This window comes from Portibacter marinus, from assembly GCF_021533195.1.
GTDB lineage: Bacteria > Bacteroidota > Bacteroidia > Chitinophagales > Saprospiraceae > Portibacter > Portibacter marinus.
Window position 1 is genome coordinate 598201 of record NZ_JAJNKB010000002.1, and the last position, 21948, is coordinate 620148.

12 protein-coding genes and 1 tRNA gene are annotated in these 21948 nt (G+C 38.2%); 8 read left to right on the forward strand and 5 right to left on the reverse strand.

The features are described 5' to 3' along the window. The 3 genes from L2567_RS06690 to L2567_RS06700 all read right to left on the reverse strand — a co-directional run bounded on the left by L2567_RS06690 (nucleotide 1) and on the right by L2567_RS06700 (nucleotide 1475). Nucleotides 1-73 (reverse strand) — tRNA-Lys (locus L2567_RS06690). A gap of 108 nt (nucleotides 74-181) precedes the next feature. After that, entirely contained in the window at nucleotides 182-1093 is a 912-nt protein-coding gene (locus tag L2567_RS06695) for a ribonuclease Z (protein WP_235296975.1), read from the reverse strand. A 4-nt stretch (nucleotides 1094-1097) separates the two neighbouring features. Then, complete coding sequence (locus tag L2567_RS06700) at nucleotides 1098-1475, reverse strand: STAS domain-containing protein (RefSeq protein ID WP_235296976.1); 378 nt, start codon at nucleotides 1473-1475, stop codon at nucleotides 1098-1100. Nucleotides 1476-1782: 307 nt separating this feature from the next. Between L2567_RS06700 and L2567_RS06705 the strand changes: the two genes are divergently transcribed. From L2567_RS06705 to cmk, 7 genes are all read left to right on the forward strand, one after another. Further along, nucleotides 1783-4329, forward strand: a complete 2547-nt coding sequence (locus L2567_RS06705; protein ID WP_235296977.1) for an ATP-dependent Clp protease ATP-binding subunit — start codon at nucleotides 1783-1785, stop codon at nucleotides 4327-4329. A 101-nt stretch (nucleotides 4330-4430) separates the two neighbouring features. Further along, nucleotides 4431-5015, forward strand: coding sequence for a translation initiation factor IF-3 (gene infC, locus L2567_RS06710; protein WP_235296978.1), 585 nt, complete (start codon nucleotides 4431-4433; stop codon nucleotides 5013-5015). A 142-nt stretch (nucleotides 5016-5157) separates the two neighbouring features. Continuing rightward, nucleotides 5158-5352, forward strand: coding sequence for a 50S ribosomal protein L35 (rpmI, locus tag L2567_RS06715; protein ID WP_235296979.1), 195 nt, complete (start codon nucleotides 5158-5160; stop codon nucleotides 5350-5352). A 76-nt stretch (nucleotides 5353-5428) separates the two neighbouring features. Continuing rightward, nucleotides 5429-5773, forward strand: a complete 345-nt coding sequence (gene rplT, locus L2567_RS06720) for a 50S ribosomal protein L20 (protein ID WP_235296980.1) — start codon at nucleotides 5429-5431, stop codon at nucleotides 5771-5773. A gap of 68 nt (nucleotides 5774-5841) precedes the next feature. After that, nucleotides 5842-6906, forward strand: a complete 1065-nt coding sequence (gene queA, locus L2567_RS06725) for a tRNA preQ1(34) S-adenosylmethionine ribosyltransferase-isomerase QueA (RefSeq protein WP_235296981.1) — start codon at nucleotides 5842-5844, stop codon at nucleotides 6904-6906. 230 nt (nucleotides 6907-7136) lie between these two features. Next, nucleotides 7137-7358 carry a DUF2795 domain-containing protein gene (locus L2567_RS06730; RefSeq protein ID WP_235296982.1) on the forward strand — a complete coding sequence of 74 codons (222 nt, stop codon included), beginning with the start codon at nucleotides 7137-7139 and terminating at the stop codon, nucleotides 7356-7358. Between the two features lie 54 nt (nucleotides 7359-7412). Further along, on the forward strand, nucleotides 7413-8090 hold the full coding sequence (gene cmk, locus L2567_RS06735) for a (d)CMP kinase (protein ID WP_235296983.1): 678 nt from the start codon (nucleotides 7413-7415) through the stop codon (nucleotides 8088-8090). On the opposite strand, the gene L2567_RS06740 is transcribed toward cmk, so the two are convergent. Continuing rightward, nucleotides 8074-12771 carry a T9SS type B sorting domain-containing protein gene (locus tag L2567_RS06740; protein ID WP_235296984.1) on the reverse strand — a complete coding sequence of 1566 codons (4698 nt, stop codon included), beginning with the start codon at nucleotides 12769-12771 and terminating at the stop codon, nucleotides 8074-8076. The two genes, cmk and L2567_RS06740, sit on opposite strands and share 17 nt — an antisense overlap. A gap of 189 nt (nucleotides 12772-12960) precedes the next feature. Further along, nucleotides 12961-18717 (reverse strand): PKD domain-containing protein, encoded by a 5757-nt coding sequence (locus tag L2567_RS06745; RefSeq protein WP_235296985.1) that lies wholly within the window; start codon nucleotides 18715-18717, stop codon nucleotides 12961-12963. Between the two features lie 351 nt (nucleotides 18718-19068). Here L2567_RS06745 and L2567_RS06750 point away from each other — a divergent pair, with 351 nt between their 5' ends. Continuing rightward, nucleotides 19069-21705: an MGH1-like glycoside hydrolase domain-containing protein gene (locus L2567_RS06750; RefSeq protein ID WP_235296986.1), complete on the forward strand. Its 2637-nt coding sequence runs from the start codon at nucleotides 19069-19071 to the stop codon at nucleotides 21703-21705. Nucleotides 21706-21948: the final 243 nt, after the last annotated feature.

The window sequence follows — 21948 nt, forward strand, 5'->3', positions numbered from 1 at the left end:
TGATCGGTCTGGGGCTCGAACCCAGGACCCACGCCTTAAAAGGGCGTTGCTCTACCAACTGAGCTAACCGATCTCCCATGTTTTGTTCTTGCACAAAATTGCTTGATTTCTCAAACGGGATTGCAAAGATAATAGTATATCTAAAACATCCAAGAAGATTAAATTAGAAATTACAAAAAAATCATATTACAAACTGTTCGCCGTCCTTTGCCAGTGCTACATTGGGGAACACACTTTGAGCTTCTTCCTGCAGGGAAGTCAGGTCCCTGTACCTGGAGGAATAATGACCTATAATTAATTTCTTGACATTTGCCTGAACAGCGATGTTTGCAGCTTGCTTTGCTGTAGAATGCCCGCGCTCCTTGGCCTTCTCCTTCAATTCGTCAAGATAAGTTGCTTCATGATATAGCAGGTCTACATTCTTTACTATCTTGACGAGTCCGGGATCATAGGTGGTGTCGGAGCAAAACGCATAGGACTTTGGCGGAGGAGGATCATTGGTTAATTCATCGTTTTGCAGCACCTTTCCGTTTTCACGAATAATGTTCTCACCTTTTTTAGCCTTTTGAATTTCAGGAATGGTTAATTGGTATTCCTTGATTTTCTCTGGGATAATATTCCTTTCTTTTATTTTTTCTTTAAATAAAAAACCAGTGGTGGGAACGCGATGCTTTAATGGAATGGTGTGTACGGTCAAAAATTGATCCTCGAAAATCACTTCTTCGGTGTAAGCCTGAATTTCTATTATTTCAAGTGGGAAGCTGAGGTAAAGGCTTCCGATGTCTTTCAATACTTCAATGAATTTCACAAGTCCTATTGGTCCGAATAAAGTAAGACGATCAGTTCTGCCATTGAGGGTGAAGGAGGTTAATAATCCAGGTAGACCAAAAAAGTGATCCCCGTGAAGATGGCTTATGAAGATTTCGTGAATACGAGACTTTTTGATCTTGAGATCCTTGATCCGTATTTGCGTGCCCTCGCCGCAGTCAATCAAATAATTTTTGCGCTCCGTACTCAGAACTTGTGATGTAGTAAATCTTTGGAGTGTCGGGATTGCAGAGTTGCAACCCAGGATCGTAAGCTTTAAGCTCATTCTATTACTCCACTTCCTTATCTAGTGTGCGTTCTAATTCTTCTGTGTCGATGTAGTCAATAGATTCCTTAAGACTTGGCATTAAGGTTAAGATGGTCTCAAGTCTGCTTATTTCAATGAGTCGCTGTACACTTGGATGATCGATTCCGGTAAGCACAAAAGTTCCGTAGCCTTTCCAAAGTCTGTTAGCGGTCAATATGGCACTTAAACCTGACGAATCGACATACTTGACCTGGGATAAATCAAAGATTAAATTTCTAACACCCTCGTTTCTAAGAAAAACAAATTCCGACTTGAGATTTGGGGCAATTAGAGAGTTTAAATTTTCTTCCTGCAATTGGAATACTGAATACTTTTCTTCTTTATCTACGTTGTATTTCATCAATGCTTTCTTTAATATTAAGGTTCTTCAAGGTTTATCAGTCACAAATTTATTCAAATTTATAGGACTTCAAAGTAAAATTATATATTAAACGCATAAATCATTGATAACGAATAAGATTTGACCTAAGTCGTTATAATTGAGTTAAATTTAAGTCGAACTTTAACAAAAGGCTTGGAATATGGTTGATATAAATACGCCATTTTAACAGTTGAAATACTGTGGCACGCTTTTTTTAGTAAATACGGCTGAGTACTATTGATATCTAGCGGAATTAATAGTATAATTGTTACATGTAAATTAGAATATGAATAATAAAAAATTTTCACCAAGAGTAAAGAAAATCATCTCACACAGTCGAGATGAAGCTTTGCGTCTAGGTCATGACTATATAGGTACGGAACATTTATTACTTGGCGTTCTTAAGGACAAGGACAGTTTGGCGGTAAAGGTTCTAAACTCTATGGAAATTGATCTGAATGAGATAAAATATAAGGTAGAGGAGAATACCAGTTCTAATAAGTCTGGTGACACAAGCCTTAATGTGGGTAATATACCATTGAATAAGCAGGCTGAGAAAGTACTAAAAGTTACTTTTTTAGAGGCAAAGATGTATAAGAATGATGAGATAAGTCCCGAACACCTTATGCTATCTATATTGAGACATAAAGAAAATCTGGCAGCTAAAGTTTTATATGAATATGACATTGATTATGAAAACTTTAAGAGCGAATTAGAATATGTGAGTCAGGAGGAGTCTGAATATTTTACAGAGTATATGGATGAAACGCCTTCGGATTCTGATGTACCTATGGAAGATGAAGGAAGTAGCGAGGGTTATTCACGAAAAGGATCTTCAAAGTCGAGGACTCCGGTTTTGGATAATTTTGGTCGAGATGTCACGAAATTGGCGCAAGACGGTAAATTAGATCCCATCATTGGACGTGAAGAAGAGATAGAGCGTGTATCTCAAATTCTGAGTAAACGTAAGAAAAACAATCCGATCTTAATTGGTGAGCCTGGTGTAGGTAAAACAGCTATTGTTGAAGGATTGGCACTGAGAATTAATCAGAAGAAAGTTTCGAGATCTTTATTCAATAAAAGACTGGTGATGCTGGATCTTGCAGCCTTGGTTGCCGGAACAAAGTACAGAGGTCAGTTTGAAGAGCGAATGAAAGCCATTATGAATGAGCTTGAAAAATCGAGAGATGTTATACTTTTCATTGACGAAATTCATACCATTGTAGGTGCAGGTGGTGCCACTGGTTCATTGGATGCGTCTAATATATTTAAGCCTGCCTTGGCCAGAGGAGAATTGCAGTGCATAGGTGCTTCTACCCTCGATGAGTACAGACAACATATTGAAAAGGATGGAGCATTAGACAGAAGGTTCCAGAAGGTGTTGATCGAACCACCATCAGTAGATGAAGCAATTCACATCCTACATAATATTAAGTCTAAATACGAAGAGTTTCACAATGTGGATTATTCTGATGAGGCTATTGAAGCTTGTGTGAACTTTAGTGATCGATACATCAGTGATCGATTTTTACCTGATAAGGCCATCGATATTTTGGATGAGGTGGGAGCGAGAACCCATCTTAAAAACATTCATGTTCCAAAATATATTGAAGATCTTGAAAATAAGATTGAAGAGATTAAAGAAGCTAAAAATCAGGCAGTTAAGAATCAGCAGTATGAAAAAGCAGCTGATCTGAGAGATACAGAGTCTAAATTAATTCGGAAATTGGAACAGGGAAAAGCAGACTGGGAAGAAGAGGCAAAATCCAAGAGATATCCGGTTGAAGAAGAAAATATTGCTGAGGTGATTGCAATGATGACGGGAATCCCAGTGAGCAGAGTGGCTCAGAGTGAAAGCAATAAGCTTGTGCATATGAGCGATGATCTTCAGAAAATGGTTATCGGACAGAACGAAGCGATCGTAAAAATTACCAAGGCAATTCAAAGGAATAGGGTAGGACTTAAAGATCCTAAGAAGCCGATAGGTTCATTTATATTTTTAGGTCCGACGGGAGTAGGTAAGACAGAATTGGCGAAAGCTTTGGCAAGATATATGTTCGACAATGAAGATTCATTGATTAGAATTGACATGAGCGAATACATGGAAAAATTCTCTGTGAGTAGATTGATAGGTGCTCCTCCTGGATACGTTGGATATGAAGAAGGTGGACAACTTACTGAAAAGGTTAGAAGAAAGCCATACTCTGTCATTCTGCTGGATGAGATTGAGAAAGCACACCCAGATGTATACAATATCCTATTACAGGTGTTGGATGATGGTCAATTGACTGATGGTTTGGGAAGGAAAGTGGATTTTAAAAATGCATTGATCATCATGACTTCCAATATTGGAGTCAGACAGTTGAAAGATTTTGGTCAGGGTGTAGGATTCGCTACTCAATCCAGAAAAGAGTCTGCTGAAGACCATTCTAAGTCTGTGATACAGAATGCTTTGAAAAGGACATTCTCACCTGAGTTTTTAAATAGGATTGATGATTTGGTCATCTTTAACAGTTTGGATAAGGAGGATATCTTTAAAATTATTGACATCAGCCTAGCGGATCTGTTTAGTAGGCTAGAGGGCATGAATTACAATTTAGAATTGTCAAAAGAGGCAAAAGAGTTTGTTGCGGAAAAAGGATTTGATCCTCAGTACGGAGCAAGACCCTTGAACAGAGCGATTCAGAAGTACATTGAAGATCCTTTAGCAGAATTTATCCTGACAAATAATCCGGATGAGAAAAGCAAGTTAATAGCGAAGATGAATAAGGAGAAAGATGGATTAAAGATTGAATTTGCAAAGAAGGTAAAATCAGAAGATATTAAAAAGTAAGAAATATTGAACTAAAGAAGAGAAGTATCCCTTATTTATATGGGTGCTTCTCTTTGATTTTTAAGAAAGTACAAACAATTAATTAACTAAATAAAATAAATTTGGCAAGAAGAACACGAGGAAGAGTAGTTCGCAACGAAGCAGAACACAGAATCAACGAAAACATTAGAATTCCAAAAATCCGTCTGGTAGGAGATAATTTAGATGAAGTCAGTGAAGTAGCTGGCCAAAAAATCACTCCTGAAATCTACGATACGTACAAAGCTAAGAGGTGGGCAGAAGACATGGGGTTAGACCTGGTGGAAATCAGTCCTAAAGCAAAGCCTCCTGTATGTAAAATTATAGATTACAAGCGCTTTCTTTATAATAAGAAGAAGAAGGAAAAAGAAATTAAAGCCAAAACGGCTAAGACTGTCATCAAGGAGATCAGATTCGGTCCAAACACCGATGATCACGATTTTGATTTCAAACTGAATCACGCGAAAAAATTTCTTGAGGATGGTGCAAAAGTAAAGGCTTACGTCCACTTTAGAGGTCGAACCATTGTTTTCAAGGATCGTGGTGAATTGCTTCTCTTGAGATTTCTTAAAGAGTTAGAGGAATATGGAGCTGCAGAAGCTTTGCCAAAAATGGAAGGGAGAAGGATGATTGTTATCGTTTCGCCTAAGAAAAAGAAGAAGAAGTAAATTTTAAACATCTACGAATTATAATAGATAATTTTGCTTTCAAGGTTAAGATGGAGGCAAATTAATAATTATTTAATTTTCATTTTTAATTATAAAGCGTATCTTCGCACACTATTTCAAAAAAGCATATTAAATATTAGTTATGCCAAAGATGAAAACGCACTCAGGTGCTAAAAATAGATTTAAAGTGACAGGTTCTGGAAAAATCAAAAGATTTCAAGCTGGAACATCGCACTTATTAAGAAAGAAATCTAACAAAGCAAAGACCAGACTCGTTGGTTCTACATTGGTTGATAAAGCTGATGAGGGTAGAGTTAAGGATATGCTTTGTCTATAAGTTCAATTATTATTTAACGAGGAACCAGGATTAAAGAGATTGACTAATCCTCTGGTTCGTACTAAATCAAAAAATTATGCCACGATCAGTTAATGCTGTTGCTTCCAGAAGAAGAAGGAAGAAAATCTTAAAAGCAGCAAGAGGTTATTTCGGAGCAAGGTCTAAAGTTTATACAGTTGCCAAGAATGCTGTAGAGAAAGGACTTCAATACGCATACCGGGACAGAAAAAACAAGAAAAGAGTCTTTAGAAGACTTTGGATTACAAGAATCAATGCAGCTGCCAGAATGAATGGAATGACCTATTCCACATTGATGAACGGACTGAAAAAAGCGGGATCTACTCTGAACAGAAAAGTTTTGGCAGATTTGGCGATGAATCATCCGTCATCTTTCAAAGCCATCGTTGACTCTGTCAAGTAATCTTTTTCTTTAAAATATAATAGCATGACAGTAACATTCGGTCATGCTTTTTTTTAAATCACTTATTTATGAGAACTAAACTTTCCAATTTTAATTTCGAATTACCTGAGGACTTAATTTCACAATATCCAAGTAAGGAAAGAGATGAAGCTAGATTACTGGTAGTTCATCGTGATACAGGAAAGGTAGAACACAAAGTTTTCAAGGATTTAATCGATTATTTTGACGAAGGAGATGCGCTCATTTTCAACAATACGAAGGTTTTTCCTGCCAGAATGTACGGCACCAAAGAAAAGACCGGGGCGAAAATTGAGGTATTTCTTTTACGTGAATTAAATAAAGACTCCAAGCTTTGGGATGTTCTTGTGGATCCCGCAAGAAAAATAAGAGTAGGAAATAAGCTTTATTTTACCGACGAATCTGGCAATGACGTTTTAATCGCTGAAGTAGTTGACAACACCACTTCACGTGGAAGAACCATTCGTTTTTTCTACGATGGGCCGGATGAAGAATTTTACAAGATCCTAAATGAATTAGGGAATACTCCATTACCAAAGTATATTAAAAGAGAAGTTGAAGATCTGGATGCAGAGAGGTATCAAACCATCTATGCAAAGGAAGTAGGGGCAGTAGCAGCTCCAACAGCAGGATTGCATTTTAGTCGCAGCTTAATGAAAAGACTGGAGCTGAAAGGAGTGGAGCTTCCTGAGCTTACACTTCACGTAGGTTTGGGAACTTTCAGATCTATAGAAGTAGAAGACTTATCGAAACACAAGATGGAGGCTGAATATTTCAAGATTTCTGAGTCTGCAGCTAATAAAGTAAACGCTGCCAAAGAGGCTGGAAAGAAGGTTTGTGCAGTTGGAACGACCTCCATGAGGAGTATTGAATCTGCAGTAAGTGCGACTGGTAATCTGAAGGCGGCCGAGGGCTGGACTAATTTATTTATCTATCCTCCATATGAATTTAGCATTGCCAATGCAATGATCACCAATTTTCATTTGCCCAAGACAAGTCTGCTGATCATGATATCTGCATTTATGGGTCATGATCTTGCGATGGAGGTCTATAACGAGGCGGTTAAAGAGAAGTATAAGTTTTTCTCTTATGGTGATGCCATGCTTATTTTGTAGTAAATACACTGCCTGGTAAAAAATCTTCGTTTCAGGGAATTTTTTTTGTTTTTTCCGGTTAATTATGTTGATTGACTTCCCTAGGCGCGGTGGTTAAAGCATATGAATGTTTTTACCGCTGGTTATGTCAGCGAAGTTTATATGATATTTCTTGCACAGAATTGTTATTTTTTTATTTTTGCACGAAATATGGGTGATTATTTATATTTAAAATTAGAACCAATTAAGTTATGTATTGGACATTAGAATTAGCGCACCACTTGGAGGATGCACCTTGGCCAGCAACTCGTGATGAGTTAATTGATTATGCTGTAAGATCAGGCAGACCTTTAGAAGTGATCGAAAACTTACAGGCCATTGAGGATGAAGGCGAAATTTATGATACCATGGAGGATATCTGGCCCGACTACCCAAGAAAAGATGATTTTCTTTTCAATGAAGATGAATATTAGAAGATAAAAATTTTACTTTAGAGCCTTACAGATCAAATTTGTAAGGCTTTTTTTATGGTAGTGGCAATCGATGGTTATTCAGCTTGTGGTAAAAGTACTTTAGCTAAAGCTTTGGCAAAGGAACTAAATGCTGTCTATGTGGACACAGGAGCAATGTATAGGGCGGTTACGCTGTACTTCCTGAACCACAAAATTGACATTACTTCACCTAAGGAAGTAGCCAAGGCATTGATTAGCATTCACATTACATTTGATAACACTGATGGTAAAAATGAATGCATTTTGAATGGTCATAACATCGAGGAAGATATCAGGACACCGCGGGTGAGTGAATTTGTGAGTGAAGTAGCTGCAATTCCCGTGGTCAGAAGGAAGCTTGTGGAGCTGCAACGGAATATGAGTTTAGACAAAAGTGTGGTGATGGATGGGAGGGATATTGGTACAGTAGTATTTCCTAACGCTGATCACAAATTTTTTATTACCGCAAACCCTGAAGTCAGAGCTAGAAGAAGGATTTTGGAATACCAAAGTAAAGGGATGGAGGTGAATGAACAGGCTATACTGAAGAATTTGGAAAAGAGAGATCACATTGACTCTAATCGCAAGGATAGTCCACTCAGAAAAGCTGATGATGCCATTCTTATCAACAATTCTAATCTTGATAAAAGTGAACAACTCAGGTTGGTATTACAGCATATTCGGAACCAAAAAAGTACTACCGAACAAGAGTGACATCGCCGGTGACGCTTTTAATTTCGCCAGTGATCATTTCCACGTTGACATGATAGACATAAACACCAGGCAATACATTGTTGCCACTGATGGTTCCATCCCAGCCAGCATTGGGATCACCAGGAGCAAAGTTTTGATTTTCAAAAACTTTTGTTCCCCATCTGTCAAAAATATCAATAGACCGAATGTTTAAGACTCCAGGATTAGCGGATATATAAAACACATCATTGATACCATCTTGATTGGGGCTGAAAATATTGGGCCTGAAAAGTACTGGAGTTTCATCTATTCTTACTTTTATCTCATCTGTAACAGAACACCCATTTTCATTAATCAGCGTGAGTTCTACCATAACATCCTCACTAGGAGTTAATGTAAAAGATAAGCAGTCTGCACAACCCAGCTGATTCGCAATTTGCCATTCAATAGATTGAATCTCTTCCATGGTCAAATTGGTATTCGCTGAAATTTCTACATCGTTGCCTAAGAAGACATCGATATTGCCCCCCAGATCTAATTCTAAATCCTCTGGTTCTCCGATAGTAACCAGGTTTTGCACAAAACAACCAAAGCTATCTTTCGCTATAAAAGTATATTGACCAGAAGTTAAATTAGAAAATGTACTGTCATCTTTAAACATGACTCCATCTAAAGAAAAGCTAAATGGTCCAGTTCCTCCCGTATTACCACCAAAGGTCAAACTGGCATTGTTATCTCCTGGGCACAAAGGATTGGTGACATTGATAAGGAAATCGGTGAAGTTCTGAGGTTCTTCCATCACCTGAATGATGGCAGTATCAATACAACCATTTCTACCGTCTACCACTGTTAGTTGATAATTCCCAATTCCTTTAATGTCAATAGTCTCATTAGATAATGGACTATTAATAATACCGTCCGCACTTTCCCAAAAGTATTGATACGAGGGGCCTTCAGAAGAGCCAGTGTTGTTGAGTATAATTTCATTGTCTTCACACCTGATCAATCCGTCTTGCTGAATGGCTGCCACAGGCTTAATGGTATCAAGAGAAACATTAATCGTAACATTCGCCGTACAACCATTATCTCCAAACACTTCAGCGGTATATAATCCAGCCTCGACTGGTGAAATTGAATTTTGGTCAATGGTAGTTCCATCAGGTAGGTTCCACACATAATCGAAATTTACGCTGTCTGACAATTCAGTAATGTCAATGGCGGGTTGAAAGCAGGACAACACATTATCAGTATCAAAAGTTATAGCTTCAATACCAATGGCGAAAGTATCGCTATCAACACAATTATTACTTCCACGCACGGTATAGATATAGGTGCCGGTGTCAATAGCATTGGCATTTTGTCTCATGACATTGAATCCATTAGGTCCTGTCCAGGAGAAAGTAGCACCTGGATCTGGAGATATTCCGGTCAAAGCAGCAGTATGATCAACACAATCTATCTGATCATCAAATGCAAATTGAACATCTGGCAATATAATTTCTCTGATCACTTCTACCGTATCAAATCCAATGCAGCCTTCCAAGCTTACCACACTGAGGACATATTCTCCTGGTCTGGAGACTATTGGATTCTGCTGTGTTGCAAAAAAGCTGGCAGGTCCGTTCCACGCATAGGAAGAGATAGGATTTTGAGCACTCGCGGATAACATGACGGATGAATTAATACAATTCAACGTATCCAAAGAAACAGCGAGAGGTTGAGGTGTATCTGGATTTTCAAGAATTTCCACTGAACCAATAGAGGTGCAACCGTTTCTTCCAGTTATAGAGACATTGTAAGTACCTGAACCAAATATTGTTGGCAGAGCGGAAGTGGATGTAAAGTCATCCGGCCCTTCCCATTGATAAAGTAGTCCTAATTCTGATGTATTGGGATCTAGTCTGGCTGATTGAGTGGCACACTCCAGAATGGTATCGTTCAAGGTAAAATTTGGAGGAAACGTATCCATAAGTATCTCTAAACTTTCATTACTAACACAACCGTTGCCACCGATTACATTTAAAGTGTATATTCCTGGAATTGTTACCTGGATATTTCGTGTTCTCAGGGTATCTCCTGGTCCAGTCCATTCATAGGTATTACCTCCGCCACTAACTGAGGCTATAACTTGAGCTGTTGAATCTATGCAAGTGATATTTGTATTTGAAAAATTTATCCTTCTGGGAATGGTGTCGCCATCTATTTTTGCCTCCAGGTAAGAAACACAGCCTGAAATAGTATCAGTAACTGTCAAAGAATAAAATCCCGCTGCTAAATTTTCAATATATGAAGAATCACCTTTATAGTCAAATGGACCTACCCAATTATACTTATAAGTGTCCACTTGTGTTACATCAATAACCCCCGCAAAAGGACCTGTAGAACAAGTAACACTTGCTCTGTCTTGAATACTTACTACAGGTGCTTCAGGGATTGGCTCGATCTCAAATCTTTCTATAATAAAGCAACCGTCAAATGTGCTAATTAATAGAAAATAATCCCCATAATTTGAAACATCTGCTTGTTCGCCTTCTGCGATTACTCCAATTCCTGATATTGCCCATCTGAAACGACTCGCTTGAAACTCGTTAGCAACGGGTATTGCGGTCAGTCTCCATAATGGGTTCTCGCAATCACCTATATTTTCTACTTGTACATCGTATTCTGGAAGATCAGAGATATCTCGGCCTAGAGTAATTGAATCTCTTATGTAACAACCATTGGCTAGTATCTCAATATAATAAGTTCCCTCTTCGGAAACCTGATTGATAGGTGATGAAGAGAAATAGTCATTAGGACCAGTCCAGATATACAAAGCTGTACTGATTTCTGAAGATGCAGCTATTGTCGTTTGACCTCCGGGGCATTTGAAATCCTCTCCGCTAACCTCATATTGAAAAATACCTGCATCCCCCATTACTTCAAGTGAAGTGAATCCTTTACAACCATTTTGATCCTGTACTTCCAGGTAATAAATTCCAGGTGCAGGTAGGTCTGGTTCCGCAGCATTAGATACAAAGTTATTAGGTCCTGTCCATCTGTATAGATTGTAATTCAAATTACTTACTGTTACTCGAACTGAAGTCGCTGCACAAGAAATTGTTGGAGCACTGGCACTGATCACCGGTTGATCTTCCCCTTGCTCTAATCTATACATTGCACTCACCTGGCAACCGTCGGAGGTATTCACAATAACCGTATAATCTCCAGGTACTGATACAGTGGGTGAAAGGGATGTACTAGAAAAATTCTGTGGTCCACTCCAACTTGCTGATAAGATGGTTTCAGTAGTGCTTAAGTCTAGAGAGAGTGTTTCGTTTTCACAGGATAGTTGGTCTGAACTAATGATGATTTCAGGTATGACGCCAGACTGTGTGAGATTTATTGAAGTCCTCAATGTGCATTCCCCTTCGGTTTGATCTAAATGATAGGTCCCTGGTTGAGATACTTCAATAATTAGCTCTGTAGGATTGCCTTCTATCTGCCCATCATCTGTACTCCAAAAAAAAGAGCTTCCTGACTCTTGAAGGGAGGAAGATGCATCTAGCGTGATCACAGGATTGTTACAATTGAACGCTGTCTGAGAAGAAGTGATTAATGGTTGGATATTGACAATTTCTAGGTTTAAAACTACCGAAGTATCACAAAGATCAGTGCTTTGAGCAGGTAATTTTGCTTCGAAAGTTCCTGAATTCCGAAATGTGTCTATACCTATTATTAATGATTCTCCTAAACAAATGACTTCATCTCTGGTAAGTACGGGAGGAGATTCATTTACTGTTAGATTGGTGCAATTCTCAGTAAGGTCCAAACAAAATGATATATCTCCATTTGCAAGTGCAGTAGCCATTTCAGAATAGCTTAATTCACTTGTAATTAAAGAAGTCAACGAATCCGTTTCCACAGAAAATGCACAAACTGAATAATCACCTGGTTGTAAGCCGAGGAAATGACCATCAAGATTGACAAGAACTACTTCACCAGCCTGGTCAACAACTAAATAGCCATTGGTGTAATCAGCATTAGTCGTAACATCAATATGTCCCAAATTCAAATTTAGATCATCCCCGGTACATACTTCTAAGTTGTTGACAGTTTGAGTTCCTGCTTCTGCTGCACATGGAATGCAAGTTGGGTCATTGATTAAAAAACCAAATCTTTGAACGCTTAAAGTATTGAAATCGGATGAATTTATTATCCGTAGTTTCCAGATGCCATTTATTTCACCAGTACCAAATTCGTTTTCAAAACAACCGGAATTTGGATAGTATGTTCCGAAATAATTAGTAAATACACTCCAAGGTTCACTATTTAACCAGGATTCGCTCGTTATTCCAAAACTTATGTCTGGATCTGCATCACCATTGCATTCTGAGAACACTGTAAACCAATTTGAGCCATTTGTAGGTGGTCCATTTTGTATATCTCCAATCAATATGACGGAGTTGCCTGAAGGAGCAGTTAATTCGACATAAAGTTCACTAACACTATTATGAGTAAAAAAAAATTCTAAACCTGAAAAAGGGTTTGAAGAGAGATCATTATTAAGCAGCCTTTCAATATTGATATTATAGCAGGTATCTAATCCAGGTCTGACTTCAAAAGCACCTAATAAATTACCGAGTGAATTACACTGAGAATGGGATGTAATTTGGGATAATAGGAGTAGGGCAAAAACAATTATCTTACACGGTGTTCTCATTTATAAACGATCGGGTTTTCGTCTAATATCAAATAGGGTATTATCCACATTCTCTTTAAAGTATAATCTATAGACAGTTTTATAACCATTCTGTTCGATGTGATCACCTTAAAGTTCTAAGCTTCTCCAAATTTATACAAAATTTAGAGAAGCTTAATATATAGACCTTCGCAAGTGTGTTTTCGCTGTCTACCTGACGATTATTACCTTTTTATACATTGGCGAAGCATTTTCGCGAATAATACCAACAAAGTAATGACCAGGAATAAAATTACTAGTCTCCGAGATCAATACCTGCTCTGTTCCTGCATCAACTTTCTGGCTGTGAAGCTTTTTACCAAGATGATCAAGGATTTCTACTGCCTCAACATTTTCAATATCGCTAAAGGAAATGGTAAAAACATCTTTAGTAGGATTGGGATAAATGACAAAGTTGCTTTCACTTTCCAGATCTTTAGTACTACTGGATAGGATCGTAATCTCGTCTGTAAATTCTGAAACGCAATTTCCCATAGTTACTTTGAGCGTAACCACATATGTACCTTCTTCCTCGTACAAGTACTCTACATCCAAGTCATTAGAAGTATTGCCATCACCAAAATTCCAAACAACCTCATCAAACTCATCTACGATAGCCGCAAATATCACATTCCGTCCATTGGCTTTATATTCAAATGCAATTTCAGGAATTTCAATAACCTCTATAATTTCATTAAGAACAATGGTATCTGAACCGAACTCATTGGTAGCAATAACTTTTATATCATACTTACCAGGCGTTTGATAAGTCACAGATGGATTCATTCCACTAATATTTTCCTGATCCGCACCATTAAAAATCCAGTTCACTTCTGAAGTATTATCTGTTGCTTTGCTTTCAAAATTGACCGTCAACGGAGCACACCCTTTTGTGATGTCCAAAGAAAATCCTGCTGAAGGAAAAACATCGATTAAGACGGTATCTATTGCAGTACTTTCAGAGCATGCATTACTTACTTTCTGCTTGATAATGTACTGACCATTTTTCTCGAATGAGAATTGATCTAAATGATCACCAACTAATTGGCTATTAATATACCAAGCGATATCCGTATATGATTCTGCAGTATTTTGGAGTGATATCGTGTTGTTTTCTTGAACAACATCAAAACCAGCAATAGGCTTCTCAAGAACATTGACATAGTCTTCAAGAAGGATGGTTCTTACATTAAATCCATTGGATACTGTCAATTCAACATCATAAATCCCGTATTCTGAATACATGACGCTTGGATTCTTTTCTGTAGAAACTTCAGGACTTCCACCAGGAAACTTCCAGCTCCAATCTGTAACATCGTCGGAAGAAAGGTCAAGGAATGAAATTTCATCACCCAGACAGTAGGAATTCCCCTCGATACTAAAGTTAGCATACGTTTTAGCTTCTTCGTACAAGTCAATAATCACAGATTTCTCTTGTGAACTGCAACCGTTGCTTGACTTGAGGGTTACTTCATAAGCTTTTTCCTCAGTAAATTCATAGACCGGATTCGCTTCATTACTTTCAAAACTCCAAAGGTAGGCGTCCGCATTTTCGGATTTATTTGTAAACGATACTTTATTTTTATCAACCTGGTATTCGAAATCAGCTGTAACTGCACTGCTTACATTTATAAATCTGGATTTCGATTCTGTCACCTCATCCGTATTGCTTTTTACAGTCAGGCTTACATCGTATAAGCCGGGTTCAAGATAGGTTACAACCGGGTTTTGCTCATTTGACTTTGAAGGATTTCCTCCTGGAAATGACCATTCCCAGGAAACTGCATTGCCAGATGAGAGATCAGTAAATTGTACTTCTGAAGAGGTGCAAACATCTGTTTCCACTGCATTAAAGCCCACTATTAATCTATTGTATACACCTATCAGTTGCTCCGTTTCTTCCACACTACACTCATTTTCCACTCTCAGCATGACGAGATATTCACCTTCTTCAGCATAGCTATGATTTGGATTGGCTTTTGAACTGGTTGCACCGTCTCCGAAATCCCAGGTGAAGTTGATGCCATTTTCTGAATTGTTCTTAAATGAAACTTCGAGTTCATTTTGGGTAAAGTCAAATGATGATTCTGGAAGCGGCATCACTTCTATATATTGTTGGATTACCTTACTATCTTCTTCTTCATTATTTCGTACAGTGAGTTCTACGGTATATTCTCCTGGCTCCTCTAATAATATGACCGGATTTTGCTCTTCTATGGTAATCACTACTTCACCATCAATGGTCCATTCCCACTCTGTCGGACTGCCTGAGGATAAATCCACAAGCTCGACCTCTTCTCCGGGACAAAGAGTGGTTTCAGAGGCCATAAAGTTAGCAAGTAACTCATCATAGACCGGTATGATCATCTCTTTGACGTCCGTTCCACATGGTCCTTCCGAAGTTAAGATCACGGTATAATCTCCTTCACTTGAAAAAGTATGAACCGGGTTTTCGGAATTGGAGGTATTTCCATCACCAAAATTCCAGTTGACAGCGGAGAAATTCTCGGAGAGATTGGTGAATGAAACGGTAAATTCATTCAGAACATAATTGAAATTGGCGACTGGAAGATCAGATATCGTCAGATAATCAGTGGCTTCCTGAGCATCCGCACCACCATAAATACTAGTGATGGTCAATTTCACATCATATATCCCAGCATTTGCAAAACTTACGACAGGATTAGCTTCTGTTGATGTAGCAGGTGTTCCTCCTGCAAACTCCCAAAAATAGGATGCTATTTCACCAGTAGAATTACTTTCAAAGGTAATTGATTCTCCTTCACATACTTCGGTCTGCGAGCTCGTGAATGATGCTTCAAGAATTTCTTCAATCGTAATAGAATTGACGATTTCATCTTCTCCACATTCATTTCCAACTACAAGAGTTACATCATAAGTACCAGGGCTATCATAGGTATGATTTGGATTTAAAGAGTTACTTGTTGTACCGTCTCCGAAATCCCAGCTTGAGTTTTCCGACAGTACAGATAGATTTTCAAAGGAAACACTGTAACCATCAATGGCACTGCTGAAAATAGCCTGAGGTGCGCCATTAGAAATTACAAAGTCTATTTTATTTTCAGTATCACTGATCACTCCATCACTGACAGTTAGTTTAACATTAAACGCACCTTGATCTGCAAATACAACGATAGGGTTTTCTTCTGTAGACGTGGAAGGTGAACCACCTTCAAATTCCCATAGGATTGATGTGAAATCTCCATTTGTCATATTGGTGAAATTCACTGATTCTCCAGCACATATCTCTTGTTGATCAGCACTAAAGGCAGCAACAAGATCAGACTCAATACTGATTAATTTTTCAATTTCTGCTGATTCGCAATCATTTTCAGATTGTAAAATGACATTGTAATCTCCAGGGCCATCGTATGTGTGTGTAGGATTTGCAATGATCGAGGTATTGCCATCGCCAAAATTCCATAAAAAGGTATAGCCACCTACTGTAATATTATCGAAAGTTACCGTGTTTTCTACGACCTCAAAAGTAAAGTCGACTTCAGGCTGTCCAATGATTGAGATGTAGTTGTCTTTTATAAGCCTGTCCTCATAAAGTGAATTACTAACTGTTAAACGAACATCTCTGGTACCTGGATCAGTAAAAGTTACGACGGGGTTTTCTTCAGTGGAGGTGGCTGGAATACCACCTTCAAATTCCCAATAATACTCAGTAATATTTCCTGAACTGGTATTGGTAAAAACATATTCATCGGATGTGCAGCCAAGTGTCTGATTGACTTCGAAACTAGCAGTGACTTCATCAGCTATGATAATTTCAGCAATATATTCTTCGCTGCCACAGTTATTAGATGATGTCAATGTGACGTTGTAAGTTCCTGAATTAGCGTAGGTATGAGTAGGATTAGGACTGGTACTTGATTCACCATCTCCAAATTCCCAATTGTAGAATACTCCTCCGGTTGTATTATTATCAAAGTCGACTGTGTATCCATCGATGAGTGTGGTAAATGAAGTGTTTGGAACACCTGAAACCAGTATGAAATTGCTTTTTAATTCCTCATCTGTTGATCCTCCACCAGTTACCGTTAATCGCACATTGTAGGAACCTGCCGAATTAAAAGTGACCGTTGGATTTTCTTCATTTGAAGTGGAGGGAGTTCCATTTTCAAACTCCCATTCGAAAGTTTCTGCGTTATTCGAAGATTCATTAAAAAAAGTCACTTGATCACCCTCACAGATTTCTGTAGCATTGGCCGAGAAATCGGCAGTTACCTGATCGACGATCGTGACCACTGCAGAGTGAGAGTCAGACCCGCAATCATTTTCTGAAATAAGAACGACGGTATAGGTTCCAGGGCTCGAATAAGTATGGGATGGATTTGCTGCTGAACTTGAATTAGTATCGCCAAAATCCCAAAAATAAGTCAGACCGTTCGTAGTATTATTATCGAAGGTTACAGTATAACCCGAGACTGAGTAGGTGAAATTACTATTGGGAGGATTTCCGATACCATTTAGATTCATATCGAGAATCTTAGTATCAGAACCGTCATCGTTTGTAGCCGTTAAAGTTACTCTATACGATCCCGCTCCTGGGAAATCGATGGCAGGGTTCTGTTGAGTGGATGTACTAGGAGTTCCATTTTGGAATTGCCACGACCAGCTTGTAGGATTATTGGAAGATTGATCATTGAATCGAACCCTGGTGGGATTGCATTCTGAAATGAATTCTGCATTAAAATCTGCGACGGGAGGGTTACTTCCTCCTGGAGGATTACCAGAGCATGATCCCAGGCAGTTTAAACCAGGATAGTAGCTATTGATCCCAGATATAGAAGCAGAGCTCCAGGTTGTCGACCCATTGACAGAGCCAGACATGATAAAACCTCCTCCGGAATCGTGACTTTGATCAAAATTATGTCCAATTTCATGAGAAACTAAATTTCTCATGCCACTGGCATTGCCTCCATAATCTTCAAGCACATGATATCGATGATTGGTTGCACAAACGGTCCCGACCCAGGCTAATCCAATCGTACTGTTATTGCCGTTATAAGACACATCGGTTCTGGTCCAAAGCTCACCTAAATCATGTGAATTATTGAACCCAGAAGGTGCCCATGAGGAGAAGTTATTTAATAGTGCTCCAACGTCAGAAGTAGCACCCCAGTCATTTTCACCACTGTTCTGTGCGATATAGGTTTCTACAATGACAAAGCGTATTTCATCATTAAAGGCATCGTCATAATCCGTATTGACATTAGCAATGACACCTGCATTGAAATTGGAAACAGCTGAATTAGAACCATAGTGATTCTTCATGGTGTGATCATTGGCAATGGCTAGATCAACTTGTAAGCATTCTCCGGCTGACCGATTGTTTAAGTTCGATTTTGGAGCTTGTAATTTTAAGTGATCAGCCTTTCTTAAATTTTCAGAAGCTGCACAAGTACCATGTACTTTATCAATAACATCTGATTCGCGGTAGATGACAATTTGATTTGGATCGGCAGAAGGGTCGAATGTTCGCAGTGGTTCAAAATAAATTACTTCTTTCAATGTCACTATTCGACCGTACAGAAATTCATCATTGACTGTGATGGTAGCTCGTATTTGATTAGAATGCTGACCATAGCCACGAAGCACTATAGGGAGCTGCAGATTTTCTTTCGACCTCGCGATTCCTCCATCCCTTCTGAGATAATCTTCACTGTACAATTTATCAGCAGTCAGTTCTAAATCATACTTTCTTTTGTCACTAAGTCTAAATGGAATTCTAATGAAATCGTTTCTCTTATCGTGTGCAGTGGCTTTTAACTTTCTAGAGTCAAAAGTGGAGATTTCAAAAGTTTCAAAATGCTCGTAGAGCAAATTTGATTGTGAATGTAGGTTAAGAGTAGATAGTAAAAGGGCTAATGCACATGTAACTTTGCTTATTATCTTCATAAAACTTTAAACGTCACTTCCAGATTTACAATTAAGCTTCTACTTTGCTATAGCTTAGCCGAAGACAGTATCTAATAAAAGAAACAAGTGTCTTGATTACCCACTATAAAGCATTTAGCAAGTGCCCGACATTTGTTTTTGTAATAAACTGAAAGACACATCATAAAGACTAAAGTAGTAAAAGCAATTTCTCAATAATCAAAATAAGTTTTTATGGTATGAAAGCATGACGGTTAATAATTCAACCTCCCCTAAAAATCAGACTGTAAGTTACAGGACATTTTTCACATCAAAGTACATTATTGACAGGTTTATTTATATTGCATCTTTTTCTCAGTAAATACTTGACATATGGCTGAAGATACTAATGCTTTAATTGCAGAGAAGCAGAGACTTAGAATTTCAAATAAGAATACTAAGTGGAAGAAATGGGGTCCCTATATGACGGACAGACAGTGGGGGACTGTTAGAGAAGATTATAGCCCTAATGGCAATCCATGGGACTTTATTTCACATGACATGGCGAGAAGCAATGCATATCGCTGGGGAGAAGAGGGAATAGCTGGGTTTTGTGATGCTGCAGAAATACTCTGTTTGGCACCTGCTTTCTGGAATGGTAAGGATCCGATTCTAAAAGAACGCTTGTTTGGATTGACCAATGGTCAAGGGAATCATGGCGAAGACGTGAAAGAACTTTATTATCATTTGGACAGTAGTCCCACTCACTCTTATACCAAGTTCCTTTATAAATATCCTCATGCCGCCTTTCCTTACGACAAATTACTGAAGAAAAATCAAAGAAGTAAAGATGAGACTGAGTTCGAGATTGTGGAGACAGGAATATTCGACAACAGCAGATATTTCGATATTTTTATCGAGCATGCTAAAGCAGATACTGATGATATCTTGATGAAAATTACTGTGCACAATAGAGGGGCAACTGCCCAGGAAATTCATGTGATACCCCATTTGTTCTTTAGAAATTTTTGGAAACATAATCCCAGATATAGTCGACCTGGAATCAAGTTAAATGCCGAGCATGAGGTCCTTGCGCAATCTATAAGAAATGGAAAATACTATATGTATTTCGAAGATGGAGATGCACTATTTTGTGAAAATGAAACCAATAATGTCAGAATTTATAGAACTCCGAATGACGTACCTTATGTCAAAGACGGAATAAACGACCATATTATAGAAGGATTAGAAACGGTGAATCCCGAAAAAAATGGAACTAAATGTGGGATTTGGTATCAGTCAAAAGTAGCCAGTCGAGGAAGCGTTGAATTTCGAATTAGGCTTTCTAAAAAGCAGAAGAATGATCCCTGGAAAGATTTTAATGAAATTTTTTCTCAGAGGATTGCTGAGACGGATGAATTCTATGACAGTATAACACCTAAGCAACTTGACACAGAACAGCGGTATTTATTAAGGAAGTCCTTTGCGGGATTATTATGGACCAAGCAGTTTTATTATCTGGATGTTTTCAAATGGCTAAATGGCGGACCCGGTGAAGTTCCTCCTGTAAGACATTCACGAAGAAATGAGTCTTGGACACATCTTACAAATCGAGACATTATATCCATGCCTGATAAATGGGAATATCCCTGGTATGCCGCATGGGATCTGGCTTTTCACGCTACCACATTTGCAGAAATTGATACAGATTTTGCTAAAGATCAATTGCTTATCATGTTAAAGGAGTCTTACATGAATCCAAATGGGCAAATCCCAGCCTATGAATGGAATTTCAGTGATGTGAACCCTCCCGTCCATTCATGGGCAGTAGTTGATGTTTATGAAAAAGATAAGAAGCAAAACGGTGGGATAGGAGATCGTGATTTCCTTGAAAAATGTTTTCAGAAATTACTCATTAATTTTACCTGGTGGGTAAATCAGAAAGATTCCAACGGTAATAGTCTTTTTGATGGTGGTTTCTTAGGCTTAGACAATATCGGTGTTTTCGATAGAAGTAACATGCCAAAAGGAATCCGCAAAATGCAACAAGCAGATGCAACCAGTTGGATGGCTATGTTTTCATTAGATATGTTAAGGATGTCCGTAGAACTAGCCAGCTTTAACAAAGCATATGAGGAATCCGCAGCAAAGTTCTTTAGACACTTCCTCAATATTGGTTGGGCCATGCACCATATAGGAAAGAAGAATATTTCTCTTTGGGATGATTTAGATGCGTTTTATTATGATGTGGTAGAAATGGATTCTGGCGTAACTTCCAGACTACGAGTGCGATCGTTAGTCGGCATCATTCCCCTTTTTGCCATTGAAATCATTCATAAAGATCTATTTAATGAACTGAAAGATTTCAAAAATAGAGTGGGAACTATGATGAGAACCAGGCCAGATCTGGCAGCTCTTATTTCCAGAATTGAAGAAGATAATGAAAATGGAGATTACTTGTTTTCCATCATGCGTGGATTTCGATTGGAGCATTTGCTAAAACGAATGTTAGATGAGAACGAGTTTCTTTCAGACTATGGAATAAGGTCACTGTCGAAATATCATGAAAAATATCCTTTTGTTTTTGAACATCACGGAAGGCATGTCATCAAGTACGAGTCAGGTGAAAGCAGGACCAACATGTTTGGTGGCAATTCCAATTGGAGAGGACCTATTTGGCTTCCGCTCAATTATTTAATCATTCAATCTTTGAGGAAGTATTACCAGTATTATGGAGATACTTACGTTTATGAATTTCCTACAGGATCAGGGAAGATGTTAAATCTGAAAGAAATAGCACATGAACTTACTTTACGATTGCTAAAATTATTCGAAAGAGATGACTCTGGCAAGTACCACTACCATACAGAAACCAAGAATAATTTGTACTCTACAGATATTCATTTTAAAGATCTACATCTTTTCTATGAGTTTTTCGACGGAGATTCGGGTCGTGGGTTAGGTGCGTCACATCAGACAGGATGGACTGCGCTCATTAGTAACTTGCTATTAGAGCTTGAAGATGAATGATAAAAGAGCACACTTAAGAATATAGCGCACCCGCATTCGAAAATTTTTTGTCGAATTCCTACTTCACAAATCGGATTTTTTCTAGCATTAGTCTGGAAACCGAATAGGCATTGAATTTTTATGACGTGTAAATATGTTGATAATAGTAACCAGCGAAACGGCTGATTATTAATCAATTAAAAACAAAATCTTTAAAAATGAAAAATTCAATATGTAGTATCTGTAAACTTACAATCTTAAGCT